The organism is Paenibacillus gyeongsangnamensis, from assembly GCF_027533625.1.
GTDB lineage: Bacteria > Bacillota > Bacilli > Paenibacillales > NBRC-103111 > Paenibacillus_G > Paenibacillus_G gyeongsangnamensis.
On the sequence record NZ_JAQAGZ010000007.1, the window covers coordinates 125,499 to 150,990 of the forward strand.

The window sequence follows — 25,492 nt, forward strand, 5'->3', positions numbered from 1 at the left end:
GGAGGGATTCGGTTGCATGTAGTAAGGCTGGGAGGAACAATGCGGCGGGAAGGCGGCGGAACGTTCCTTAGAAGGTTTGCCGCATCGGCAGGACTGTTTATCGCACTTATGTTTGTTGCCTTATGGATCGGAACGGAGGCATTCGCTGCAACCTTTACCGTAGACAATACGGGCGACGGAAGCGGCAATTGCTGGGTTACAGGACAGGGACAGTGCACGCTGCGCGATGCGATTCAGCAAAGCAACAGCGTCGGCGGAACGAACACCATCAACATCAAGGCCGGAACGTCGTATAAGCTTGTTTCGGGGCAAATTAACATTACAAGCAGCGTTACGCTAATCGGCGATAACGGAAACGCGGGGAGCAGTCCGGCGTTAACGGTCATTCAAGGCGACGGAACGCATCGTATTTTTGAAGTGCAGCCTGGAGCAAATGTAAGTTTCACGGCGCTTACCCTGCAAGGCGGAATAAATAATCCTGACACTTCCGGATACGGGGGCGGCGCCGTGGCGGCGAAGCTCGGAGCAGGCAATACTCTGACGTTGTCCAATAGCGTGGTCAAGGATAGCATGACGACGGGCTCGGGCTTGGGCGGAGGCGTTTACGTAACCGGTCCTGCCGGGTCTGGTCTGGTGTTGAACAATAATACCGTGATCCAAGGAAATACGGCAGGACAAAGCGGCGGCGGCCTGTATGCGGAAGGCGATCTTAATATTAGTCTGGGCCATGCCAGCTTTGTCTCCAACACGGCTTCGACGACGCTGGGCGGAGGGATGGCGGTGCTTCCGGCGAGCCCGTCAGGAGGTACGGTCGTCATCCAGGACAGCTCATTCAGTAAGAATACCGCACAGGGTGCCGGAAATGACGGAATCGGCGGCGGATTATATTTGGGCGTGCCGGCGGACATCAAGAATACGACCTTCAGCGGTAATTCGTCCAATAGTGACGGCGGAGGACTGTTTCTTAGTTTTTTTCAGAATAACGTAAACCTGACGACGGTAACGTTCGACAGTAATAGTTCGGTAACCGGTACGGGCGGCGGATTGTTCGTACAGAACGGCAATCCGAAGCTGACGGGAACGACATTCCAGAAGAATACGGCAAAGACGGCTCCCAACGATTTTGGAACGAATGGTTTCCCGGTTGCTCCATACGCGCCGGCGGTTCCCCTGCAGACTTCGGACGGTACCGCTTATGGGGGAGGGACTTGGACATCCAAAGATGTTATCACTGACGCGGCTGCGGACGTATCCGTGGATGACAGCGCTACTTGGAATCCGGGACCGGTGACATTGTCGGCCGACGGGAATTACAAGGTTGTCATGAAGCTGACGGATAAGAACGGCAATGCCGTGCTTCAGAGGTCGACCGTACAAATAGATAAGACGAAGCCGACGTTAACCCTAAGCGCAGTAAGTAACGGTGCGAATTATGCGGAAGGTACCTGGGCGACCAAGGACGTTGTCATCACAGCGAATTCCAGCGATACGGGAAGCGGTTTGGCCTCCACGAAGTATTCGCTTGACGGGGGAACGACATGGACGGACTATACGGCTCCTGTGACGATGTCCACGGACGGTACGTATAGCGTCATTGTTAAGACGGTCGACAATGCCGGAAATACGGAACAGAAGTCGTTTGCCGTGAAGCTGGATAAGACGGCGCCGAGCTTGACGACCGATTGGAAGACGGCGGACGGCCAGCCATATACGCTTGGTAGCTGGACGAATCAGCCGGTAACGCTCACCGTGGTTTCTTCCGATGCTGGAAGCGGGGTTGCTTCTACGGTGTATTCAGTAGACGGTGGCTCGACTTGGGTCAATTACACGAATCCGGTGAATTTGTCGGCAGACGGGCAATACAATGTTCAAGTTCGTGTCACTGACCAAGCCGGCAACGTAACAAGCCAAGGCGGCACGGTCAAGATTGACCAGACGAAGCCGACGCTGACCATTACAGCGACAAGCGGCGGTGCGAATTATGCGGAAGGCGCTTGGGCGACCAAGGACGTTACCCTTACGGCAGCAGTTAACGATACGGGAAGCGGTTTGGCCTCCACGAAGTATTCGCTTGACGGGGGAACGACATGGACGGACTATACGGCTCCTGTGACGATGTCCACGGACGGTACGTATAGCGTCATTGTTAAGACGGTCGACAATGCCGGAAATACGGAACAGAAGTCGTTTGCGGTGAAGCTGGATAAGACTGCACCGGTGTTGACGGCGGATTGGAAGACAGCTGACGGTCAGCCATACACGCTTGGTAGCTGGACGAATCAGCCGGTAACGCTCACCGTGGTTTCTTCCGATGCTGGAAGCGGGGTTGCTTCTACGGTGTATTCAGTAGACGGTGGCTCGACTTGGGTCAATTACACGAATCCGGTGAATTTGTCGGCAGACGGGCAATATGCTATTCAAATTAAGGCAATGGACATAGCTGGCAACGTATCGAGCCAAAACGGCACGGTCAAGATTGACCAGACGAAGCCGACGCTGACCATCACAGCGACAAGCGGTGGTGCGAATTATGCGGAAGGTACTTGGGCGATAAAGGACGTTGTCTTTACGGCGGCAGTTAACGATACGGGAAGCGGTCTGGCCTCCACGAAATATTCGCTCGACGGGGGAACGACATGGACGGACTATATGGCTCCTGTGACGATGTCCACGGACGGTACGTATAGCGTCATTGTTAAGACGGTCGATAATGCCGGAAATACGGAACAGAAGTCGTTTGCCGTGAAGCTGGATAAGACGGCGCCGAGCTTGACGACGGATTGGAAGACAGCTGACGGTCTGCCATATACGCTGGGTAGCTGGACGAATCAGCCGGTAACCCTTACCGTGGCTTCTTCAGATGCCGGAAGCGGAGTTACTTCTACGGTGTATTCGGTGGACGGAGGGTTGACTTGGATTAATTACACGAATCCGGTGAATCTATCGGCAACCGGGCAATATGACATTCAAGTCAAGACGACAGACCAAGCCGGCAATGTATCGAGCCAAAGCGGCACGGTCAAGATTGACCAGACGAAACCGACGCTGACCATTACCACGACAACCGACGGTACGAATTATGCGGAAGGTACTTGGGCGACCAAGGACGTTGTACTTACGGTCGATGCTAATAATCCCGGCGGCAGCGGACTCGCGTCAACGAAATATTCACTTGACGGGGGAACGACTTGGACGGACTATACGGCTCCTGTAACGATGTCTACGGACGGTACGTATAGCATCGCCGTCAAGACGGTCGACAATGCCGGAAATACAGAGCAGAAGTCGTTTAATGTGAAGCTGGATAAGACGGCGCCGAGCTTGACGATGGATTGGAAGACGGCGGACGGCCAGCCGTATACACTGGGGAGCTGGACGAATCAGCCGGTAACGCTGACCGTGGCTTCTTCCGATGCCGGAAGCGGGGTTGCTTCTACGGTGTATTCGGTGGACGGTGGCTCGACTTGGGTCAATTACACGAATCCGGTGAATCTGTCGGCAACCGGGCAATATGACGTTCAAGTCAAGGCAACCGACCAAGCCGGCAACGTATCGAGCCAAAGCGGCACGGTTAAGATTGACCAGATAAAACCGACGCTGACCATTACCGCGACAAGCGGCAGTGCGAATTATACGGAAGGTACATGGGCTTCTAAGGACGTTGTCGTTTCAGCAGCAGTTAACGATACTGGTGGAAGTGGTTTGGCCTCCACGAAGTATTCACTTGACGGGGGTAATACCTGGACGGACTATACGGCTCCTGTGACGATGTCCATAGAAGGTACGTATAGCGTTACCGTCAAGACGGTCGACAACGCCGGTAATATAGAACAGAAGTCGTTTTCCGTGAAGCTGGATAAGACGGCTCCCGTTCTTGGGGCTTCTGTGAAAGCTAACGGAGTGAACTACGTAGACGGTACTTGGTCGAAGAATCCGGTAAAGCTTACGCTAAATGCAAGCGATGCCCCGGGCGGAAGCTCGCTTCAATCCACGCAGGTCTCTTTGGACGGGGGGGCCACCTGGACGGATTATAGCGGTGAGATTACGATCCCCGATGGGAATTACAGTGTTAAGGCGAGAGCAGCCGATTACGCCGGGAATGTAACGGAAGCCGGCTGGAATATCAAGGTGAGCACGATCCTCCCGACCCTCGGATTGACCTTAACGCCAAACACGCTGACAAACGGCGATGTGACGGCTGCCGTAACCGCCACCGTTTACGGCTCGGGCAATACCGCTGAGCTTCGGTATGCGGCAGGCGACCAGCCGGAGGGTTACTTCAGCAGCGGAGGAGGCACCGTAATTCCGACTAACGCAGGTACCTCCAACGGCAATTTTACGTTACAGGATAACGGATTTTACACGGTGTATGCCAAGGATTTGGCCGGCAACGAGGCCAGGCAACTTTTCGAAGTAAACACGATTATTCGCACAGTTCCTACCTTAACGCTGACTGCGCAGAACAGCGGTTGGACCAGCGGCAGCGTAACGGTTTCCGTCTATGCTGCGGTCTACGACAAACAGCTGGGCAACGCGCTTTCGGAGCTGAAATGGGTGGAAGGAAACCGTGATTTGGATTTGAGCGGGACGGATGCCTTTAGCGTCTCCGAGAATGGAACCTATACCGTAAGGGCTAAGGATAAGGCGGGCAACACGGCGCTGCAGACGATTACAATCGCCAATATTCTCCGTACGGAGCCTATGATTACGACTCATTCCTCCCCATTCGGACCTGGGAATGAGCAGGCTCAGGTTACAGTGACAGCTTCGGTATACGGGACAGGCAACAGCGTCGCGGCCATCAAATGGATGCCGGGCAGCCGCTCCAAATCGGATTTCGCCGGCCAGGCGGGCAATCCGCTGACGAACGGCGCGTTCCTGGTAAATGAGAATGGCATATATACGGTTTATGTCCGGGATCAAGCGGGGAACGAGGCCGTGATGGTCGTTACGGTGAGGGAAGTGAATCATCCTCCAGTCGTATCCGATTCCACCGTTTATGGAACCACTAATACCGTGCTTCACTTCGGAAGTACATCCTTCAACTTTAGCGACAGCGATCAGGATTCCCTCTACGAGATTCAGATCCTGACGCTTCCTGCGAACGGGAAACTGAAGTGGAACGGCATTCCCGTGACCGTTAACCAGACCGTTTACAGCTCCGGCTTGAACGGAATGACCTTGGAGCCTGATGCCGGTTGGTCCGGAACGACTTCATTCGATTGGAACGGCAGCGATGGAATGGTTTACGCCAAGACAACGGCGAGACTGACGATGATCATCGCATCAGGGAATCTCCCTCCAACGGCCGGAACGGTATCGTTATCCGTTAGAGCGGATACGCCTCAAGCCGGCAGGCTCATCGGGAGCGATCCGGAGGGAGGGGAACTATCGTTCAGTATAAAAACTCAAGGAAGCTTGGGCACATTGACGCTTCTCAACGAGCATACGGGGGATTTCGTGTATGCTCCGAAGCCGGGCATCACAGGAAAAGATACGGTCACTTATACGGTCTATGACAATCAAAGAGCTTCGGCCACAGGTACCGTCGAGGTGAACATCCTGCCGAAGGATGCGCCGGGGCCGTCCGCATCGGCCGACCTCGCTTGTATGACGGTATCCACCGGTCGTTTGACGCCGGCGTTTGACGCGGGTGTGCTCAATTACAATGTGACGGTTAGCCGAGAGGTATACGCGATTACCGTAAGTGCAGCCGTTTATCAGCCCCGTGCGACATTGACCGTAAATGGGGTAACGGTGGCCAGCGGAGCCGCAAGCAGCCCCATTGCGCTTCAGTACGGTTCGAATTCGATCGTGATTCAAGTCACGGCTGAGGACGGTAAGACGAATAAGGTCTATACGCTCCAAGTGTACCGTGAGCCCCGGCGAAGCGATGATAGTCCTTCCGCCGGCGGAGGGGCCGCTCCAGCGCCTCCGGCTCCGGCTCCCGTACCCGGTCTTAACGGTGAAATGAACGGGAAACCGGTTGACCATCTCGGTACCGTAACGACGAGTACGGTAGACGGACTTACGGTCCTTACCGCAACGCTCGATACGGCACAGGTAGAGTCGCTGCTGAGCCAAGTCACGGGAAATCCGACCGTCACGTTGGAGGTAAAGGGCGGCGGCGACCGGATCCTAACGGAATTGAACGGCAGCATCGCGGGGATGCTCGCCGGACGGGAAGCTTCGGTTCAAGTGCAGACCGAGCTTGGAACCTACACGGTTCCGTTAGCGGGAATCCGTATGGATGCTCTGGCGGCGAAGTTCGGGAATGCGGTATCGATGTCCGATCTCAGCCTGCGCATTTCCATCTCGAAGCCACCGCCACAGCTTATACAGCGGCTGCAAAATCAGGCGGCGGCAGGACAATATTCCATTGTTATGCCACCCGTTGATTTTTCGATTACGGCGACGTACAAAGGCACATCCTTTGAGATTCATGAGTTCAGCCGCATGGTTAGCCGGGAGCTTCCGGTGCCTGCAGGCGTAAACGCAGGCCAGATCACAACGGCGGTCGTAGGACTGGAGGACGGCAGCGTGTATCATGTGCCGACCGTCATCGCATCGCAAGGCGGTCAAACGACGCTTCGGGTAAACAGCCTGACGAACAGTACGTATATGGCTATTTCCAGCGTGAAGTCTTTCACTGACATGACGGGTCATTGGGCGCAGCGGGAAGTGAACAACATGGCTTCCCGGCTCATTGTGAACGGTCTTGCCGAGGGCGAATACGGTCCGGATGCTCCGGTCACGCGGGCGCAGTTCACGGCGATTGTGATCCGGGCGCTCGGCTTGTCGGAGAATACGGCGTCGGCGTCTAAGGAGTATAAGGACGTGCAGCCGAAGGATTGGTTCGCCGGAGCCGTGACCCGGGCCAACACTTACGGACTCGTGAACGGCTATGAAGACGGCACCTTCCGTCCGGAGAAGACGATTACGAGGGAAGAAGCGCTGGTCATGATCTCCAGAGCCATGAAGCTGGCAGGCAAACCGGTGGATCTGGCCTCCGCCAGCCCGATGTCGATCCTGTCCGGATTCAAGGACAGCAGCGAAGTGGGTGACTGGGCGATGAAGGAAGCGGCCGAGGCCGTGCAGAGCGGACTGGTCCAAGGAAGCGATGCAGGGCTGCAGCCAAAAGTGAATATGACCCGCGCCGAGACGGCGGTCATTCTGTACCGATTGCTGATTCGATCCAATTTGATCAGCCCTTAACGGCAACCGCTCCGGCGGCATCGTATCCATGCGATGCCGGCCGGAGCTTTTTTTATGGAAATCATTTGTAATATATGGAAAATGAAACATAATAAAGAGAATTCAAATCTCGGCCAACGCGCCCTACCTTCCTTGCGGGCTTACGGACATCATAAATTTAGATTTATTCAGGGAGCCATATGCTACAATGAAGGATAAAAGTTACGATGAGGAGGTTGCGAGGGGTGCGGCGGTTTAAACAAGCGGCACAAGCCTTGAATTCCATCCGCAATAAAAGCTTCTTCTCCATCCTGCTGTTCTTGATCATACCTTTCCTGCTTACCTTCTATTGGGTGGATAAGCCTCTGGAGAGCGTCATCGAGCAAAAGATCGGGGATTCCACCCGGGAGGCGCTTCACCAGGTCAAGTTTAATACGGAGCTGTTTCTGGAGGATATGCTGAGATCGGCCGTCGAAATTTCAACGAATCCCAGCATTACGGATCTGCTGATCCACCCCGAGCGGTTCACGGATTACGAAAAGCTGCGGCTGAAGGATAACGTGATCAACAAGCAATACAGCTCCTACTACACGGAAACGTATGTCACGCTGATGGATCTCTACGGCAACTGGCACAGCACGCGGTACATGGACGAAGGGCTTTACCAGCAGTATACGCAGTCGGCATGGTATAAGGATATGGTGCAGAAGCCGTTCCAGCTGCGCTGGATGCTCGTGAAGGACCATTATGTGTATTCGGACAAGCGGCCGCTGATTACGTTGGTCAAGACGATCACGGATCTGCAGACGAAACGAAACATCGGCATGCTGCTCTTCGGAGTGGCCGAGACGGACCTGCGCAAATACCTCGGGATGCTGGAGGGTGAAGTGTATCTGGTCGACGGCGAAGGCACGGTCTTGTCGAGTCCCGACTCCGAGAAGATCGGCACAAGCATCGGCAAGGAGGCCTTCGCGGCGGAGCTTGGGAAAGCGGCCGGGGGACAATCGATCGTGGTGAAGGATCGGGTCAAGTGGATCGTCAATTACGATACGGTGGGCCAAACCGGCTGGAAGATCGTGCAGCTGATACCGTACGATACGGTGTTCAAGGAAATTTTCGGCATCCGACGGGCTAATATCTTGATCGTGCTCGGCATCTTCATTGTGTTCATGTTCATTACGCTGTCGATCGCCTTAAGCATATCCCGCCCGCTCCAGCTGCTGAACAAAAAGATGCGCGAGGTGGAGGAACGGGACTTCAACAGCACGCTGCAAGTTTCAGGACCAAGCGAGATTTCCACGCTGATCGGCACCTACAACAAGATGCTGAAGCAAATCCGCGACCTGCTTCAGCGGGTAAAGGAGGAGTATCAGCAGAAGGAGGACATGAGGTTCAGGGCGCTGCAGGCGCAGATCAACCCCCATTTTATATTGAATACGCTGAACAACATTAAATGGATGGCTTATATCCGGGGCGTCAAGGAAGTAGGCGACATGCTGTCGAGCTTGGGAGGCATCCTGGAGGGGAGCATCGGGCGGGGCGGGAATCTGATCTCTCTGCGGCAGGAGCTGCAGTATATCGAGAACTATATTAACCTCATGAAGCTGAAATACAACGACAAGCTGACCGTCCATATCGATGTGCCGGATACATGCCTGGAGCAGGAAGTCATCAAGTTTCTGCTGCAGCCTGTCGTGGAGAATGCCATCCAGCACGGAATCGAGCCCCTCCCGGGGAAAGGGGAAATCCGGATCGAAGCCGAGGCGGCGGAGGCGCTCCTGATTCTCCGTGTTCGCGATAACGGCGTAGGCATACCCGAGGCGAAGCTGGCGGAGATCCGGCAGCGGCTCGAGACGGAAACCGGTGAGCCCCCGTCGCAGCATATCGGGCTGAAGAATGTGCATGAGCGCATTCGCTACCATTACGGGGAGGCCTATGGTTTAACCGTGGACAGCAGGCCGGGGGAAGGAACGGAAGTGCGGCTTGCGCTCCCGCTGATAACGTACCGAAAGGAAGAGTCGCATGAAACCCAAAATCATGCTGGTAGATGACGAATTTCTCGTCCGGCTCGGCATCAAGTCGCTCATCGACTGGGAGGAGCAGGGCTTCGTCTACGCCGGCGATGCGCCGGACGGGGAGGCGGCCCTCGCACTGATGGAGGGGAACGTTCCGGATATTTTGCTGACCGATATTCTGATGCCGAACATGAACGGGCTGGAGCTGATCGAAGCGGTCCGGAAGCGGTATCCCGCAACGCGGATCATCGTGCTTAGCAGTCACGATGAGTATGAGTACGTGCGCCAAGCGATGAAGCTCGGCGTCGACGATTACATCCTGAAGGCATCCCTAAAGCCGGACGAGCTGCTCCAGCTTCTGCACGATACCGCACGCAAAATCAGCGCGGTCCGCCTGGAACCCGGCCTGCGGGAGCTTCAAGATGACGCCGGGTGGCAGGACAACGACCTCAGGGCATGGCTTGAACGGCAGCTCGGCGAGCCGTTCGATGAAGAGAGCGCCCCGGATCCGCTGGAGCTCGGAACGGACAATTTACTGATTAGGCTGAGGGCGGAAAGCGCCGGCCGCATCGCGGGGGACCGGAGGCTGGAGCGGCAGACCGTTATCAATCTCCTTGAGCCGGAGCGCTCCTCCGGGCTGCGCGGGTTCGCGATCCCTCTGAAGGAGGACGAGCTGGTGCTTCTTCTCTCCATGGAGGAGCGGAAGGCTTCCGAGCCGGACCGGCTGAAGCAGCTGTGCGAGGATTGGATTCGGCGCGCCAAACGGTATGTCGGCGTGTCGCTTACCGCAGGCATAAGCAGGCCTTTCCAGGGGAAAGCTGACATCCGAAAGGCTTATTTCGAAGCCGGTGAGGCGCTTCGTCGAGGCTCCTTCTATGAAGGCAAAGAAAAGGCTTATGCCTTCCCCGGGCCGGCGGAGGAGGGAGGCGCTATGATTCTCCCTGAGGCGGAGGAGCAGGTGCTGAAGCGGGCGCTCGAGGAAGAGGACGCCGAAAGCCTGGAGCAGGGGCTCCAAGGCTTCTTTGACCGGATGCTGGCGGCCCGGGTCACCGTGGAACGGAGCGTCCAGCTGTTTCTCCGGCTCTTTCATCTCATCGAAGCGAAATGGAAGCCGGTGCTCGGCGACTGGTTCGCCGAGTTGGAAAGCGAGGGCCCGCTCTATAAGCAGATCGTTGCGTTCGAGGAGCTGGAGGAGGCCCGGCGCTGGTTCGGGCGTCTGCTCGAAGACGGCTTGCAGCGCCTCCGCAGCCGGAGGCCGGAGCCGATGCACGATGACATCCGCGAGCTGGTGCGCTACATGAAGGCGAATTATACGCAGGAGCTGACCCTGCGGCAAGCGGCGGAGCGGGTGAACATGAACGAAAGCTACCTCAGCACGCTGTTCAAGAAAGAAACGGGCCTCGGCTTTATCGAATATTTGAACCAGCTTCGCATGGATAAAGCCGCGCAGCTGCTGGCCGAGACGAACATGCCGAGCTATCTCATCGCAGAGCGGGTGGGCTACGAGAACATCAATTATTTCGGCCGCCTGTTCAAGAAAACGATGGGCCTGAGCCCCCAGCAGTACCGGGTCAAGCATCAAAGCTAAAAATAGTGAACATCGCAGCCTTAAATAAATGAATACGCTTCCTCCCCTCCAAACAAAGTGAACGAAGAGCAAAAATCCGTTCCTTCAGAATGGAGGGGTATCTGTCTATAATCTGTTTTGTAAGCGATTTATTCAAGAGAATTCAGGAGGGTATAAGGGATGAGGAAAACGCTTGCTTTACTTATGGCTCCGGTGCTGACGGCCGGACTGCTGGCAGGCTGCGGCAGCAATGGCCAGGAGCCCGCAAAAAGCGCCGCGGGCACGAAGGGCAACGACGCCTCGGCCGCCAAGGTTGAATTGACCTGGTGGGTCATTCAGGACGAGGATGCGTACGGCACTTTTTACGACAATATGATCGATAAATTCCAGAAGCAGAATCCGAGCGTGAAGATCAAGAGGGAAATCATCCCGAGCGACAAAATCAACGAGAAGCTCAGCATCGCCGCCAATACGGGGCAGCTGCCCGACCTTCAGCAGGGCTCGATCTTCTGGCCGCTGTCCTACGCTTACAAGGATTTGATGGTGCCGCTCGACGATATTATCGACAAGGCCGACTTCGACGACGCGATTCTGAAGAGCGTATCGGTAAACAACAAGATCTATATTTATCCGAACAACACGACGGCGATCGGTCTGATCGTCAATAAGGATCTGTTCAAGGCCAAGGGGGCGCTCGATCTGCTGCCGAAAAACATGGAATCGTGGACGATGGACCAGTTCTTGAAGGCGGCCAAGGCGGTGACGGATCCGGCCAAAGGCACCTACGGCTACGCCATGTATGCCGCCGATACGGGCGGTGATCAAGGCCACCACGCCATGCTGTGGGGCTACGGCGCCAAGTCGTTCAGCGACGACAACAAGAAGGCGATCCTCAATTCACCTGAGGGCATCGAGGGCTTGAAATTCTACGTGAACCTCGTCGACGAGAAGGTGGTGCCTCCGGGCGCCGCGGGTCTGAAGGCGACCGAGGTCATCAACAACATGTTCCCGCAGGGCAAAATCGGCATGACGATGGGCAACATCGGCCATATCGGCGCGTTCGAGAAATCGTTCAAGGACGGCACGAACAAGCCGTTCGAGCTCGATATGGTGCCGTACCCTACCAAGGACGGCAAGGGGACGAATTCGGTGCTGTTCGGTTACGGCACCTGGGTATGGAAATCGAAGGATCCGGCACACGTGGAATGGGCGAAGAAATTCACGCAGTTCATCAACAGCAAGGAGAACATGGCCGAGCTGGCCAAAATCCCTTCGGTCGTGCCGACCCGCAAATCGCTTGCGAGCAACTACAAGGAGGATTCGTTCCAGGGCAAGACGATCAAGCTGTTCAAAAGCACGGGCAACGTTGGCGTCAGCGTTCCGGGTTATGCGGAAACGCGGGCGGCCTTCTATCCGGAGCTTCAAGCGGCGCTGACGAAGGCGAAGACACCGGAGCAGGCGCTGAACGATTGGGTCAAGAAGGCGAACGATATTATCGACCGCAGCTCGAAATAAACGTACAAGCTATCCCCGCGCGGGTCCGGCAAAAGCCGGTTCCCCGGGATGGGGGCACATCATAAGAAGAGAGGGGGATTCGCTGATGACATCGACAACGGCCGGACGGAGAAACCGGATCGGAGGCGGCATGTGGGGACTGTTCTTCATCGCGCCGTTTGCCGTCTTCTTTCTCCTGTTCGAAATTTATCCCATGATCCGGGCGGTTTATTTAAGTCTGTTCGATTACGGTCTCGGCAAGCAAAGCTGGGTCGGCCTCGGCAATTATGCCCGCCTCATGAAGGATGCCGTATTCATGAAATCCGTCGTCAACACGCTGGGCTTCGTGGTCGGCACGGTGCCGCTCACTTTCCTGTTCGCCATGTTCGCCGCAACGGTCATTTATAACAAAGGCCCGGCGCTGGCTGCTTTCTTCCGCGGCGCCTTCTATTTGCCCATCGTGGCCTCGCAGGTCATTCTGTCGATTATTTGGGCCTGGATTTACAATCCGGTCAGCGGCGTCGCCAACTATGTGCTGTCGTTGGTACACGTGGGGCCTTATATGTGGCTTTCGGACGAACGGCTGGCGCTGCCTGCACTCATTCTGATCGTCGTGACGTTCAACGTCGGTCAGCCGGTCATCCTGCTGCTCGCCGCAATGGGTAACATCTCGCCGGATTATTACGAGGCCGCGGATATCGACGGCGCATCGGCCTGGACGAAGTTCCGCCATATCACGCTGCCGCTCCTGAAGCCGACGTCGCTCTATATTCTGGTCATGGCGACGATCTGGGCGTTCCAGACGTTCATCGTAGTGCAGATGCTGACGGGGGGAGGCCCGAATTATGCGACCTCAACGATCATGTATTTGCTGTACAACACGGCCTTTGTGTACGGTCAGCTCGGGTTGGCTTCAGCGATGGGCATTATCATTACCGCACTCATCTCCATTGTCGCCTTCGCCCAGTTCAAGCTGATGAAGGCCGACGTAGAATTTTAGAGAAAAGGAGGGGTTTCGGATGGGAAACCTGGGGTTCAAGGCGGTCAAAATCGCAGCTGACGCCGTACTGTACCTTCTAGCCGCTTTGTTTATCTTCCCGCTGTACTGGATGACGACCGGCGCCTTCAAGGATCAGACTTCGTCCGTGGCGTTTCCTCCGGAGCTGATTCCGTCTGCGCCAACGCTGGTGAACTTCCGGAAGCTGGTTGGTGACGGCATGATTTTTCACTGGCTGTACAACAGCATATTCACCTCCGTCATAGCGACGGCCGGCGTCTGCTTGGTGGCGTCAATGGCGGGCTACGCGCTGACGAAGCGGAAGTTCTGGGGCGCGAACCATTCTTTCACCTTGATTGTGGTCGTCATGTTCATTCCAAGACAGATTACGCTCGTTCCTTTGTTTACGATGATGCGTGATTTGAATCTGGTCGGCACGCTCGCCAGCGTGATTCTGCCTGTTATTTGCCTGCCCTTCGGCGTGTTTCTGATGAAGCAGTTCAGCCAATCGGTGCCGACCGAGCTGCTGGAGGCGGGGAAGATCGACGGCTGCTCGGAGCTCGGGCTGTTCTTCCGCATTTTTCTGCCGGTCATTAAGCCGGCCATCGGTGCGCTGGCGATCTTTGCTTTTACGTATACGTGGAACGATTTCTTGTGGCAGCTGGTGATGCTCAGCGATCATGCGAAAATGACCATCAACGTCGGCATTGCGACGATGGTGACCGAATACGTGGCCAACTATGGCCTGCAGATGGCCGCGGCGACGCTCGGGTTTCTCCCGGTGTTCGTGATGTTTATCGGGTTCCAGCGGTATTTTGTCAAAGGCATTACGATGGGGAGCTTGAAAGGATAGTCCCTTGTTCAGGGAGAGAGGGGTTAATGGGATGAAGACGATTCGTTATGGCGTGGTCGGCTGCGGTTACTTCGGAGGAGAGCTGGCCCGTATTGTTCACAGCATGGAAGGCGCCGCGTTGTCCGCGGTCTTCGGCGGACGCGACGCGGCCGAGCTTGCGGAGGAGCTGGGCTGCGAAGCGGAGGAAAGCCTGGACCGGTTGGTGCACCGGGACGATATTGACGCCGTGATCGTGGCCAGTCCGAGTCATTTGCACTATGAGGCGGCCGTGAAGGCGGCCCGGAACGGAAAGCACGTGTTCTGCGAAAAGCCGCTTGCGCTGACGCTCAAGGATTGCGAAGAAATGCTTGAGGCAAGCCGTGAGTGCGGCGTGACGTTCATGGCCGGGCATATCATGCATTTCATGCGCGGTGTGAAGCGGGTGAAGGAATGGATCGCCGCCGGCGAGATCGGACGCCCCTTGGTATGCCATTCGGAGCGGACGGGCTGGGAAGAACGGCAGCGCGTCGTCAGCTGGAAGAAGAACCGGATGACGTCCGGAGGCCACCTGTTTCATCACATTCATGAGCTGGATCTGCTCCAGGCGATCATGGGACCGGCCGTGTCGGTCAGCGCCGCCGGAGGCAATCTTGCGCATCAGGGGGAGGGCTTCGGCGACGAGGAGGATGTGCTGCTGCTGACGCTGGAGTTCTCGGACGGACGGCTCGGCACGATGCAGTATGGCTCCGGCTTTCGTTGGGGCGAGCATTACGTCAAGATCAACGGCTCGGAGGGCGCGATTCTGTTGGACATGAAGCATTCGCGCATCCAGCTGAAGAACCGGCGGGGACTCTTGACCGAACCGCTGAATTACTCGGAGGAAGAAGATGCGGAGCGCGCTTTATCTTACGAGAAGCTCGACGGCGGGATCGTCTACGGCAGCCCGCAGACGAAGCTGCCGGGATGGCTGACGACGGTGATGAAGCTGGAGATGGAGGCGTTGCGGGACGTGCTGCAGGGCAAGCCGGCAGACGGTAGCTACGGCTCCCTGTTCGACGGCTCTGCGGGAAGGGCCTCGATCGCGACGGCGGAAGCGGCGATGACGGCTTTGCATGAACGCTCTTGGGTCGGCATAAATCATAAGTAATGCTCGAGGGAGAAGGAGACGGAGATGGAGATGGGCGATATGAAAACGTATGATCTGGAACGATTCAAAGGCATTACGATTGCGATGTACGCTTGCTATGACGCGAATGGGGAAATCAGCACCGAAGCGGTCAAGCAGCTGGCCCGCCATTACGTCGGACTCGGCGTGACCGGCTTATATGTCGGGGGAAGCACCGGCGAAGGGATGCTGCAGAGCGTAGAGGAACGGAAGCTGGTGCTGGAAGCGGTCATGGAAGAGGTCGGAGGCGAGCTGACGATTATCGTTCACGTCGGAGCCGCCGCGACGAAGGACAGCGTGGAGCTGGCCAAGCATGCGGAGGTTGTCGGTGCCGATGCAATCTCGGCGGTACCCGCAATTTATTACCGGCTCTCGCCGGCCAGCGTCGAGCGTCATTGGCAGGCGATGATCGACAGTACGTCATTGCCGTTCATTATTTATCATATTCCGCAGACGACCGGCTTCCAGCTGTCCACGGAGCTTTTGAAGCGAATGGCGGCTCAGGAGCAGGTCATCGGGGTGAAAATTTCGTCGGAGAGCACGTTCGAGCTGCAGCAGTTCAAGGCGGCCGGGGGCCCCGAATTCCTTGTCCTGAACGGCCCGGACGAGCAGTATTTGGCCGGCCGGAGTATCGGCGCTGACGGCGGCATCGGCGGAACGTACGGCGTCATGCCGGAGCTGTTCGTGAAGATTGAGCAGTGCTTTCGCGAAGGAAAAATGAAGGAAGCGCTCGAATGGCAGAACCGGGTGAACGAGGTGATTACGGGACTTTTGGCGCTGCCTTCGTTATACGGCGGATGCAAGGCGATCCTGAAGCTTCGTGGGCTCGACATCGGGGAGCCGCGGCTTCCGCTGTTGCCGATTCCTTCGGAAGCCATGGATGAGGTTGCCCGGCTGAACGAAAAGATTCTCGGCTATATCGAGCAGGCAAAGGCGGAATAAGGAGGAAGCAAAGTGAATAAAAGCAATCGATTTGCGGAGGGCGGACTCATCGTTTCCTGCCAGGCGCTGGAGGACGAGCCGCTGCACGGCGGCGATACGATGGCGAAGATGGCCAAGGCGGCGGAGCAGTCCGGGGCGATCGGAATCCGTACGAACGGCGTGCACGATATTATTGCGATTAAGCAAGCGGTGCGGCTCCCGGTCATAGGGCTCATCAAGCGCGTTATTCCCGGCTCGGATGTGTTCATTACGCCGACGCTCGAAGAGGTGCGGGCCATCATCGAAGCGGGTGCGGACGTTGTCGCGCTCGATGTGACCGACCGGGAGAGCCGCTTGAGCGAGGCGGAGGCGCTGATTGAATATGCGCATCAAGCCGGCGTGCAGGTGATAGCCGATGTGTCGACTTATGAGGAAGGGCTGGCTGCGGAGCGGCTCGGGGCCGACTATATCGGCACGACGTTGTCCGGCTATACGCCGTACAGCCTGCAGCAGGAGGGGCCGGACCTGGAGTTGGTGCGCCGTTTAAGCGGAACGGCGGGCGTTCCTGTCATCGCCGAAGGCCGCATCTGGACGCCGGAGGATGCCGTCCGGGCGCTGGACGCCGGGGCGCGGAACGTGGTGGTCGGTAGCGCCATCACGCGGCCGCAGCTGATTGCCCAGCGCTATGTGGCCGCGCTCCGCAGCCGGGTGTGAAGGAGGCGGGGCAAGGATGGCGAGAATCGGCGTGAAGCATGACCCGGATGCGGAATATGCGGTCGCCGTCGATGTCGGCGGCACGAAGACGAATGCAGGCATCGTGAGCCGCTCCGGCGAAATCGTGCATACGGTGAGCCTTCCGACGCAAGCCGGCGGCGTTCCCGTAGCGGACCGGATCTCGGAGGCGGTGGAGGCGGTACTTATGGAGTTCGCGAAGGTCCATGGAGGCATAGGTCTGAAAGGGATCGGCATCGGGACGGCCGGCCAAGTGGATTGGGCGGAGGGCAGCATCCGCTATTCCTCCGACCTGATCCCCGGCTATGGCGGGACGCCATTGAAGCGGCTGCTGCAGGAACGCTTCGGGCTTCCGGTCTGGGTCGACAACGACGTGAATGTGCTTGCTCTGACGGAGAAAACGCTCGGCGCAGGAAGAGGCGTAAGGCAGATGCTGTGTCTCGCCCTCGGCACGGGAGTCGGGGGCGCGGTGATGATCGACGGCCAGCTGCTGCACGGCGCCTGGGGCGGGGCCGCGGAGCTCGGTCATCTGTCCGTCGACTTTAACGGACTGCCTTGCGTATGCGGCAGCGTAGGTTGCCTCGAGCAGTACGCTTCAGGCACGGGCATCGCGAAGCGGATGAGGGCGAAGTTGGACACGCTTGGCCGGCCGGAGCCGCTGATGGACACGTGGACGGTCATAGCTCGCTGGCAGACCGGAGACGGCTTGGCTGCCGAGGTGATGGACGAAACGTTCGCGGCCTTGGGCGCCGCCGCCGCGTCCCTTATTCATACGTTCAATCCCGAGGTGATTGTCGTCGGCGGCGGGGTAGCGGATGCGGGCGAGCCTTTCCTGGAGCGCATACGGTTGGAGACGGCGAAGCGAAGCATCCCGTCGCTGTACGCAGGCGTCCGCATCGTCCCGGCTTACCGGGGCAATTGGAGCGGCATGATCGGCGCGGGGCTGCAGGCGTGGGAATACGATCCGAAGCAGGATTGAATAGACAGCGGACGACAATGGAAGAGGAGAACAGCGGACATGATAGCAGGCCATATTGAACATTGGAGGAAGGACAGGCCGTTTCTTCATCCGGTATTGCAGAGGGCGGTCGATTACTTGGAAAGCACGGATTTCGCCGCGATGGAGAACGGCAAATATCTGATCAAAGATGAAGCTTTATTCGCACTCGTTATGGAGCTGGCCGGTAAAAGGGAAGCGGAGGCGCCTGCCGAGAAGCACGAGCAGTACCTCGATATCCATTATTTGCTCGCTGGGGAGGAGTGGATCGGATGGGCTCCGGAAGATGCGTCCCTCCGTCCCTCCGTGCCCTATGACGAGGAACAGGAGGCCGCTTTGTACGGGACGGTCCCCGGGGAAGCGCGGCTGAAGCTCGTGCCGGGGATGTACGTCATCTTCGCCCCGTCCGATATTCACCGGCCGGGGTTATGCGGTACGGAGCCGCAGCCGATCCGTAAGGTGGTCGTTAAGCTAAACAAGACATTGTTCTTGGACGTGTCTTAACAGGCAGTTAACCGTTCGTACGAGGTGGCCTAGCCCTGCGAGCTACGCTTAAACGAATGGTTTTCAGATAAAGAAGCCTGGCGGTGATCCGCCAGGTTTCTTTTTGCAAGATCGAACCATCCCCGGCCGAAGCCGGATTAAGATTTCAGACTAGCCGCCGCTGACGAATTTACGGAGGCAGCACCAATTGGACGGGATCGATTGAAGCTATCCATACAACCTGATCATTTGGAAAGCGTTCGTCGGCAAAGACATCATGTCCTACCTATACACGGCGTGAGAGGAATCATGAAATTTTCCAAATTTGTAATAATATCGGCCCGTTCGAGGGATACTCATTATTGGATCGTCAGAAGGAGGTGAGTCCATCATGGCAGGTAATGAGCAGAATATCGTCTCTCACGGCTTGAACGCCGCTAACGCCAATGCGGAGGATCAAGAGTCTCAGCAGCAAGTGCAGGAGCTGGCTAATCAATTGAACAGTCAAACGGGCGCCGCTCAGACGGAAACGGATGAAGCAGCGGATGCCAACATGGAATAATAGGCCCAATGCCGAGCTGCCCCGCAAGGGGCAGCTTGTTTGCGCTTCAGAGAGCAAGGGGGCAGCAACGAAGCAGACGGCGCTACAGCCGCGATCTTCGGATCGCTTGATTGATGACTTCGGAGAATACGAGTCCGATGGCGATCGCTCCGGAAATCATGAACGCCTTGGCCCCCAGCTGTACGGCCAGATCGTATTGGTTCTGCACGACATTGCGCATGGCGTCGTAAGCCGCACCCCCGGGAACGAGCGGAATGACTCCCGATACGCTGAAGACGATAATGGGCGTTTTGAATAATTTGGCCAGCAGCTGGCTCACCACCGTGACGAAGAAGGAGGCGGCGAGCGAGGCAAGTATCGGGTTCACGGGCACCTCCTGCAGCAGCACGTAGAGGAGCCAGCCGAGCATGCCGACGAAGCCGCACGGCAGAAGCGTTTTCTTGGGCACATTGAACAGAATGGAAAAGGCGGCGGACGCAATGAAGCTGGTGATCAGCTGCTCCAGGATCATCATAAGAAGCCCTTTCCGCCATAGACGGCCAGCACGAAGGCGACGCCCGAACCGATGGCGAAGGCCGTCAGGAACGCCTCGGCTCCCTTGGATACGCCCGACACGAAGTGACCCGCCATCAAATCCCGGACGGCATTGGTAATCAGTAGTCCGGGCACGAGCGGCATGACCGAGCCGATAATAATTTTGTCCATGTCTTGTCCAAGTCCGCTGCCGACGAAGAGACAGGAGCACAATCCGATGACCAGCGAAGCAAGTCCTTCGGAGAACAGCTTAATGGATACGAGACGCTGGATACGGCTGAATACATAATAACCAACGCCTCCCGTAAGGACGGCGGGGACGAAATCTCGCCATTTCCCGTCGTACATAATAAGAAAGCAGCCGCTGGCTACCGCCGCGGCGATCAGCTTCATGTAGAACGGGTAGCCGATTTGGTCCGTTTCGGTTTTTTTCAAGAGCCGGTGAGCTTCACCGGCGGTTAACTCTCCCCGCGAGATGCGTCTGGAAATATCGTTTACGATCGTCACCTTGCGCAGATCGGTGGAGCGTTCGGTGATGCGAACCAATCTTGTCGTGAGTGCCGTTCCTTCAATCGAGAAGATGATCCCGGTCGGCGTGACGAAGCTTTGGGGGTTCGATATATCGAACGCTTCCGCGATGCGGATCATCGTGTCCTCCACCCGGTACGTTTCGGCTCCGTTTTCGAGCATGATTTTGCCCGCCAGCAGGCAGGTATCTACAATTTCATAGGTTGAACGGGCTGGTGCCTGCATAGCGCCACCTCATCTTTCCGTAATTATTCGCGGGCGTGAAAAATTCATTTTTAGTATTACTGCATAGGAGAAGGTTCATCCTGCGGCCAATGCGAGGGCCATAACCAGCCGCCATTCCTCCGCGCTGGCCGAGGAGCAAGCGGTTAACCGATACCATCATAAACCAACGGACGCGAACTTTAAATAGAAAATCGCCATTTCATGCATACCGGGGCCTCCAATTGGCCTGGGATCGTCCGTTTCGAACCGGCACGATGCCCCTTAGATGAATACGAATGCCATGGGAGGAGATAACTAAGGTATTCGCAGCACCGAGGTGAAAACGATGAAAGAGAAGCGCAATTGCGATGTAATGGACATAAAGGATCAGCTGAAGGAGCGCTTGAACGCGATAGCCGGTGCCATTAAGGAGAGCCTGACGGCCATCGATAACGAAGCGCACTGTCTCTTGAGCGATTTCGAGAAGATCGGCATGGCGTTCAAACAGATGGAGTCTCTGGCTTCGTCATTTTATCTGCAATGCTATTTATCCTCATTCACGCCGAGCTTCATAGACCTGTCCGTTACGATCCGACACTTGTCCGAACGCAGGCACGGGGCCTTGATCGTGATTGAAAGAAGCGATTCGCTGGAACGGTTTCTCCATTCCGGCATCATAGTGGGAGCTGCGCTGACCCCATCGCTGCTAGAATCGATCTTTTATCCGGGGAGTCCGCTGCACGACGGAGCGGTCCTGATCCGGACGGACCAGATTATTTCCGCAGGCAACGTGCTTCCGATATCCCATGCCGTAGTCCTGGACAAAAAAATCGGCACGCGCCACCGGGCGGCGATCGGCTTGACCGAGCATACCGATGCGCTGGTGCTAGTGGTATCCGAGGAGACGGGCAATACTTCCTTCGCCTACAAGGGTGTGCTTCACCCCATCCACGACATCGAGCCGGCTTTGCTTCAATAGCCGCATGGTAAGAGAGAGGTCTGTCCCCGAGCCGAGTTTACGGCTAGCCGGGCCAGACCTTTCCTTTTTGTTATAGAAGGATGACGCCGCTTGCTTTCCGCCATTCGTGGCGTTACCGGCCGAAGTCTGCAGCTATCGTTCCGGACCGGCCTTTAAGCTCCGCCAGGAAGGCAACGGAAGCGAACGCCGGGTTGCGGTAATCCTTCAGAAAAAGCTACTGTAACACGGCAAAAGGGCGTATACTTACATTATTTTGATCCCATTTCTTGCACGATCTTCATGACCGGCTTCACCGGAGAATCGCTCCGGTTGTATCATCTGTCGGGCGCTGATCCTGGCCGGCGTTTATCACGCCAATCGCGCCATGCGTCAGTATAAATGCCCCGGGGCCTTGACTTCGAGTTCACTCTAAGTTTTACAATACGGGCATCGACAAAATCCTTGCTTTAACGAAAGGGAGAGATGCTCATGAAGAACATGAGGATTGTAGTGAACGGATACGGAGGAGCGGACGTGCTGGAGGCGGTCCGGGAGCCGCTGCCGGCGCCGGGTCCGGGCGAGGTACGGGTGAAGGTCGAGAGCGCCGGCGTGGCGCTGGCGGACATTATGAGAAGAGAGGGCGTTTATCCCGGCTCGCCCATACCCCCTTTTACCCCGGGGTACGACGCCGTGGGCATCGTGGATGCGGTCGGTGAGAACGTCACGCGGTTTGTGCCGGGAGATATGGCAGCCGTGCTCTTCAACGGCGTCGGCGGTTATTCGGCTTATGTATGCGCCCGCGAGGAGGAGCTGATCCGTGTACCGGACCGGGTCGATTCCGCAGAGGCCGCCGCCGCGCTGCTGAATTATGTGACTGCCTATCAAATGCTGCATCGCTTCGCGAAGTTGGGAAGGGCGAGCGCATTCTTGTCCACGGCGCAAGCGGAGGGGTAGGCACCGTGTTGCTGGAGCTGGGCAGGCTCGCCGGGCTCGTGATGTTCGGCACCGTTTCTCCGGCCAAGCATTCCGTCGTATCGGCATACGGAGCGGTGCCGATCGATTACCGGACGGAGGATTTCGTCCGGGTGCTGGAGGATCAAGCGCCGGGCGGCATCGACGCAGTTTTCGACCCGATCGGCGGCCCGAACTGGGAACGGTCGATACGCACTTTGGGTGCGGGCGGACGGTTTATCGGTTACGGCTATACCTCGGCGCTGGGCCAGGGGAATTCGGAGGAATGGGTGAAGGAATGGTCGAGCCCGGCGGCCAAGCGGGTGACGGAGAACGGACAATCCATTCAGCTTTACAGCATTACGTCTTGGAAAAAGGAACGTCCGGATTGGTTTATGGAGGATGCGGGCCAGGTTCTGGACTTGCTCCGGGAGGGCAGGATCCGTCCTTTGATTTACCGCCGGATTCCGCTTCGGGAAGCGGCGGAGGCCCATAGGCTGCTTGAAGGCTCTCAAGCGGCCGGGAAGGTGGTTCTCGTCCACGTTCACGATGAAGTGGAGGAATAAAGCATGTATTCGATCGGTCAAGTCGCCCGAATGACGGGAATTACCGCTTTTACGCTCCGGTATTACGAGCAGATCGGCCTTCTTCCGAATCCGCAGCGTCAGAACGGCAGCCCCCGCGGCGTCCGCAGCTACGACGAGCAGGACTTGCGGTTTATCCGGTTTATTCACGGCTTGAAGCAGACCGGGATGAAGCTGGAGGACATCGCCGCATTCGCGGAGGACGGCTGTCTGCTCTCCGACCATGAGCCGGACTTCGATATTCCTGGCGTGCTGGCCAAACGAACGGAGCTGCTGGACCGGCATCTGGAGGAGCTCCGGAAGCAAATGATGCAGCTGGAGGAAATCCGGAAGGTCGCCGAAGAGAAGCAGGCCTACTACCTCCGGATGCTGGTGGAGCACGGGGACCGCAGCGCCTCCCGCCAGGCTGTTGGTTTGGCGGAGCAAACGTGATATAGTTGGAGCTGACTTGCACGCATAAAGGAGAACTGGACATGATCGATCACATCGTACTCGTAAAATTCGGCGAAGCCACTACGCAGGAGCAGCTCCAGGAAGTCGTCGACCGTTTCAAAGCGCTGAGAAGCCATCTGACCGGCGTCGTAGATCTTCAGGCGGGGCTCAATTTCTCGGAGAAAAATAAAGGCTACCAAGTGGTGCTGTCCGTCCGGTTCGAGGACCGCGCCGCGCTGGAAGCATACGGCCCGAACCCGCAGCATCAAGCGGTGGCGGCCTTCATCCGTGAAGTCGGCAGAGAAGACAGTCTGATCGTCGATATCGAAATTTAACGCGAGGAAGCCGGCTCCTCAGTCGGCTTGAGCTTGCCCAGAAAGTGGTGAATTGAAGTAATAGATGTTACGAGGGGGTGGGGTATCTACTTCCAGTCGCTGTTGTCTGCAGAAATTTTTATTCGAAGCCGCTTAGCAGCGGGTATTTCCCGCAGACAAAGGCGAACGCTATCGCTCCTCCAGTAGATACCCCACCTTCGTATGTATCACTATTCTTGTCAAAAACCACTTTCTAGGGCACTCTTAAGGGGCTGTCTCAAAAGTGTTTGCACGAGTGAGCAAGTCCTAAATATTACGCAAAAGGACCTTCAAAACCACTGGTAAAGTGGAGATGAAGGTCCTTTTTTGCACATGAAATCCAACCTTGAGTGGGGGCTAAAAAATCATGAATTGACTTTTGGGACAGCCCCTCCACTTGGGGCATGGTGTCGGCCATATTGCGAGCGGTAGTGAACCACCGGGGGCTACTGGTGACCCTGGGTTCGCTTGATGTACCCGTAGGTTCACTATCACTCGCAGCGTACGGTCGACACTCCGCTAATGAACCTCGGTTCCTTTGTAAAGAACCTAGGTTCATTAGGGGCATGGCGTCGGCCATATTGTGAGCGGTAGTAAACCACCGGGCCCTACTAGTGAGCCTAGGTTCGCTCGATGTACCCGGAGGTTCACTACGACCCGGCAGCGCGCGGTCGACACTCCGCTAGTGAACCATTGGGTGCTACTAGTGAGCCTAGGTTCGCTCGATGTACCCGGAGGTTCACTATCAACCGGCAGCGCGCGGTCGACACTCCGCTAGTGAACCACCGGGCGCTACTAGTGAGCCTGCGGGTTCCTCACGGGTTCGAAGGATCACTACAGCCTCTCACTTGGCGGCCGGCACTCCTCAGATATGAATCTGGATTCGCTAAAGTTTGGCAACCGGCCCTTTTAGGGCAGTCGTAGAGTTTTTCAACTAACTGAATTTTTTTTGACGCTGCGGAAAGCTTGAGCTCTTCGAAAGAACGCCGGTCGGAGTTTTTCATGTCCGGTTGCCTGCGGCTTATGGTAAAATGGAGACTGGCCCCAACCCAATACCAAAACGCGCACAAGGTGACAAGGAGATGCTTATGAATCGACTCAGGGATTCCCAGCTGAAGCTGCTATGGACGGCCCGCATCGATTATGCCAAGGGCAGCCGGGTGGAAACGCACAGCCATGAGGATTACGATCAGCTGCTGCTTGTCCTCTCGGGCGGAGGGCGCATCGCCATCGGCGGGCACGAATATGACACCAAGGCAGGCTCGGCTTTTTTGTTCCTGAAGGATGTGCCTCACAGCTTCAGCTTCACCAGCCCGACCATCACGCTGGATTACAAATTCAAGCTGCTCGATCCGCTGCTGACCGAAGCGTTTAGGGACATCCCGCCCCACTGCCCCTGCTCCGGGATGGAGCTGTGGGAGATGAAGATGTGGTACAAGGCGTCGCTTCTGCACACCCGAAGCAGCGACTGCTTTCATCCGCTGCGGATCGAAGCAGGCTTTAAGGGGACGCTCGTATCGCTGCTGCTGAACCGGCATTCGGCGGATACGGAATCGTATGCCTCATTCCAGCCTGCGGAAGACAATGAACCGATCGTCCAGTACCTGAAGGCGAATTTCGCCGATAAAATCACGCTGGAGCAATTATCCAAGCATTTTGGCTTCAATCCGAACTATTTAATCAAGCTGTTCAACGATAAGACAGGGATGACCCCGATTCAGTTCCTGCAGGAAATCCGGCTCGAGAAAGCCAAGGAATACCTGGAGTTTACGTCGATCCCCATTACGGAGGTGGCGGAGAAGGTCGGCTGGACGCTGCCTTATTTCTCCAAAATTCTCAAGAAACGCACGGGCATGACGCCTTCCCGCTACCGGGACTCCTTGCTCAATGCGATCGGCATGGACATTATATTGGAGCAGGACTTCTCCAACGAGTGGAGAATTCTGCGGTGGTAGCCTTCCGTCCCGGGCGGAGGGCTTTTTGCCGTCC

At 56.7% G+C, this 25,492-nt stretch carries 20 protein-coding genes; 18 read left to right on the plus strand and 2 right to left on the minus strand.

Features of this window, described 5'->3' with window-relative positions; translation table 11 throughout:
- The first annotated feature begins 12 nt into the window (after window positions 1-12).
- The 12 genes from O9H85_RS12580 to O9H85_RS12635 all read left to right on the plus strand — a co-directional run bounded on the left by O9H85_RS12580 (window position 13) and on the right by O9H85_RS12635 (window position 18,959).
- Window positions 13-7,215 carry an OmpL47-type beta-barrel domain-containing protein gene (locus O9H85_RS12580; protein WP_269881733.1) on the plus strand — a complete coding sequence of 2,401 codons (7,203 nt, stop codon included), beginning with the start codon at window positions 13-15 and terminating at the stop codon, window positions 7,213-7,215.
- Window positions 7,216-7,439: 224 nt separating this feature from the next.
- Window positions 7,440-9,245: a sensor histidine kinase gene (locus O9H85_RS12585; protein WP_269881734.1), complete on the plus strand. Its 1,806-nt coding sequence runs from the start codon at window positions 7,440-7,442 to the stop codon at window positions 9,243-9,245.
- Window positions 9,217-10,797, plus strand: a complete 1,581-nt coding sequence (locus tag O9H85_RS12590) for a response regulator (RefSeq protein WP_269881735.1) — start codon at window positions 9,217-9,219, stop codon at window positions 10,795-10,797. The genes O9H85_RS12585 and O9H85_RS12590 overlap by 29 nt, the downstream gene beginning before the upstream one ends.
- Window positions 10,798-10,956: 159 nt before the next feature.
- A complete protein-coding gene (locus tag O9H85_RS12595) occupies window positions 10,957-12,291 on the plus strand; it encodes an ABC transporter substrate-binding protein (protein WP_269881736.1) in 1,335 nt (444 codons plus the stop codon).
- 85 nt (window positions 12,292-12,376) lie between these two features.
- Entirely contained in the window at window positions 12,377-13,270 is an 894-nt protein-coding gene (locus O9H85_RS12600) for a carbohydrate ABC transporter permease (protein ID WP_269881737.1), read from the plus strand.
- Window positions 13,271-13,289: 19 nt separating this feature from the next.
- The gene (locus tag O9H85_RS12605) at window positions 13,290-14,120 is read left to right on the plus strand and encodes a carbohydrate ABC transporter permease (RefSeq protein ID WP_269881738.1); all 831 of its coding nucleotides are present in this window, start codon (window positions 13,290-13,292) and stop codon (window positions 14,118-14,120) included.
- Window positions 14,121-14,151: 31 nt separating this feature from the next.
- Complete coding sequence (locus O9H85_RS12610; RefSeq protein ID WP_269881739.1) at window positions 14,152-15,246, plus strand: Gfo/Idh/MocA family protein; 1,095 nt, start codon at window positions 14,152-14,154, stop codon at window positions 15,244-15,246.
- 30 nt (window positions 15,247-15,276) lie between these two features.
- Window positions 15,277-16,206 (plus strand): dihydrodipicolinate synthase family protein, encoded by a 930-nt coding sequence (locus O9H85_RS12615; RefSeq protein WP_269881740.1) that lies wholly within the window; start codon window positions 15,277-15,279, stop codon window positions 16,204-16,206.
- A gap of 12 nt (window positions 16,207-16,218) precedes the next feature.
- The gene (locus O9H85_RS12620) at window positions 16,219-16,899 is read left to right on the plus strand and encodes an N-acetylmannosamine-6-phosphate 2-epimerase (protein ID WP_269881741.1); all 681 of its coding nucleotides are present in this window, start codon (window positions 16,219-16,221) and stop codon (window positions 16,897-16,899) included.
- Window positions 16,900-16,915: 16 nt separating this feature from the next.
- Window positions 16,916-17,896: an ROK family protein gene (locus tag O9H85_RS12625; protein WP_269881742.1), complete on the plus strand. Its 981-nt coding sequence runs from the start codon at window positions 16,916-16,918 to the stop codon at window positions 17,894-17,896.
- A gap of 39 nt (window positions 17,897-17,935) precedes the next feature.
- Entirely contained in the window at window positions 17,936-18,418 is a 483-nt protein-coding gene (locus O9H85_RS12630; RefSeq protein WP_269881744.1) for a YhcH/YjgK/YiaL family protein, read from the plus strand.
- Between the two features lie 370 nt (window positions 18,419-18,788).
- A complete protein-coding gene (locus O9H85_RS12635) occupies window positions 18,789-18,959 on the plus strand; it encodes a hypothetical protein (protein WP_269881745.1) in 171 nt (56 codons plus the stop codon).
- Between the two features lie 82 nt (window positions 18,960-19,041).
- On the opposite strand, the gene O9H85_RS12640 is transcribed toward O9H85_RS12635, so the two are convergent.
- Complete coding sequence (locus O9H85_RS12640; protein ID WP_269881888.1) at window positions 19,042-19,470, minus strand: threonine/serine exporter family protein; 429 nt, start codon at window positions 19,468-19,470, stop codon at window positions 19,042-19,044.
- On the minus strand, window positions 19,470-20,246 hold the full coding sequence (locus O9H85_RS12645) for a threonine/serine exporter family protein (RefSeq protein WP_269881746.1): 777 nt from the start codon (window positions 20,244-20,246) through the stop codon (window positions 19,470-19,472). The genes O9H85_RS12640 and O9H85_RS12645 overlap by 1 nt, the downstream gene beginning before the upstream one ends.
- A gap of 325 nt (window positions 20,247-20,571) precedes the next feature.
- Between O9H85_RS12645 and cdaS the strand changes: the two genes are divergently transcribed.
- From cdaS to O9H85_RS12675, 6 genes are all read left to right on the plus strand, one after another.
- Complete coding sequence (gene cdaS, locus O9H85_RS12650; protein ID WP_269881747.1) at window positions 20,572-21,204, plus strand: sporulation-specific diadenylate cyclase CdaS; 633 nt, start codon at window positions 20,572-20,574, stop codon at window positions 21,202-21,204.
- Window positions 21,205-21,672: 468 nt separating this feature from the next.
- A complete protein-coding gene (locus tag O9H85_RS12655) occupies window positions 21,673-22,137 on the plus strand; it encodes an alcohol dehydrogenase catalytic domain-containing protein (protein ID WP_269881748.1) in 465 nt (154 codons plus the stop codon).
- 5 nt (window positions 22,138-22,142) lie between these two features.
- Window positions 22,143-22,700: a zinc-binding dehydrogenase gene (locus tag O9H85_RS12660; RefSeq protein WP_269881749.1), complete on the plus strand. Its 558-nt coding sequence runs from the start codon at window positions 22,143-22,145 to the stop codon at window positions 22,698-22,700.
- 3 nt (window positions 22,701-22,703) lie between these two features.
- Window positions 22,704-23,150: a MerR family transcriptional regulator gene (locus O9H85_RS12665; protein ID WP_269881750.1), complete on the plus strand. Its 447-nt coding sequence runs from the start codon at window positions 22,704-22,706 to the stop codon at window positions 23,148-23,150.
- 41 nt (window positions 23,151-23,191) lie between these two features.
- On the plus strand, window positions 23,192-23,485 hold the full coding sequence (locus tag O9H85_RS12670) for a Dabb family protein (RefSeq protein WP_269881751.1): 294 nt from the start codon (window positions 23,192-23,194) through the stop codon (window positions 23,483-23,485).
- 1,106 nt (window positions 23,486-24,591) lie between these two features.
- Entirely contained in the window at window positions 24,592-25,458 is an 867-nt protein-coding gene (locus O9H85_RS12675) for a helix-turn-helix transcriptional regulator (RefSeq protein WP_269881752.1), read from the plus strand.
- Window positions 25,459-25,492: the final 34 nt, after the last annotated feature.

Coding starts and splice junctions, on each gene's coding strand:
- O9H85_RS12590 (WP_269881735.1), top strand. CDS start 9,217: ATGAAACCCAAAATCATGCTGGTAGATGACGAATTTCTCGTCCGGCTC.
- O9H85_RS12595 (WP_269881736.1), top strand. CDS start 10,957: ATGAGGAAAACGCTTGCTTTACTTATGGCTCCGGTGCTGACGGCCGGA.
- O9H85_RS12600 (WP_269881737.1), top strand. CDS start 12,377: ATGACATCGACAACGGCCGGACGGAGAAACCGGATCGGAGGCGGCATG.
- O9H85_RS12605 (WP_269881738.1), top strand. CDS start 13,290: ATGGGAAACCTGGGGTTCAAGGCGGTCAAAATCGCAGCTGACGCCGTA.
- O9H85_RS12610 (WP_269881739.1), top strand. CDS start 14,152: ATGAAGACGATTCGTTATGGCGTGGTCGGCTGCGGTTACTTCGGAGGA.
- O9H85_RS12615 (WP_269881740.1), top strand. CDS start 15,277: ATGGGCGATATGAAAACGTATGATCTGGAACGATTCAAAGGCATTACG.
- O9H85_RS12625 (WP_269881742.1), top strand. CDS start 16,916: ATGGCGAGAATCGGCGTGAAGCATGACCCGGATGCGGAATATGCGGTC.
- O9H85_RS12630 (WP_269881744.1), top strand. CDS start 17,936: ATGATAGCAGGCCATATTGAACATTGGAGGAAGGACAGGCCGTTTCTT.
- O9H85_RS12635 (WP_269881745.1), top strand. CDS start 18,789: ATGGCAGGTAATGAGCAGAATATCGTCTCTCACGGCTTGAACGCCGCT.
- O9H85_RS12640 (WP_269881888.1), bottom strand. CDS start 19,470: ATGATCCTGGAGCAGCTGATCACCAGCTTCATTGCGTCCGCCGCCTTT.
- O9H85_RS12645 (WP_269881746.1), bottom strand. CDS start 20,246: ATGCAGGCACCAGCCCGTTCAACCTATGAAATTGTAGATACCTGCCTG.
- cdaS (WP_269881747.1), top strand. CDS start 20,572: ATGAAAGAGAAGCGCAATTGCGATGTAATGGACATAAAGGATCAGCTG.
- O9H85_RS12655 (WP_269881748.1), top strand. CDS start 21,673: ATGAAGAACATGAGGATTGTAGTGAACGGATACGGAGGAGCGGACGTG.
- O9H85_RS12665 (WP_269881750.1), top strand. CDS start 22,704: ATGTATTCGATCGGTCAAGTCGCCCGAATGACGGGAATTACCGCTTTT.
- O9H85_RS12670 (WP_269881751.1), top strand. CDS start 23,192: ATGATCGATCACATCGTACTCGTAAAATTCGGCGAAGCCACTACGCAG.
- O9H85_RS12675 (WP_269881752.1), top strand. CDS start 24,592: ATGAATCGACTCAGGGATTCCCAGCTGAAGCTGCTATGGACGGCCCGC.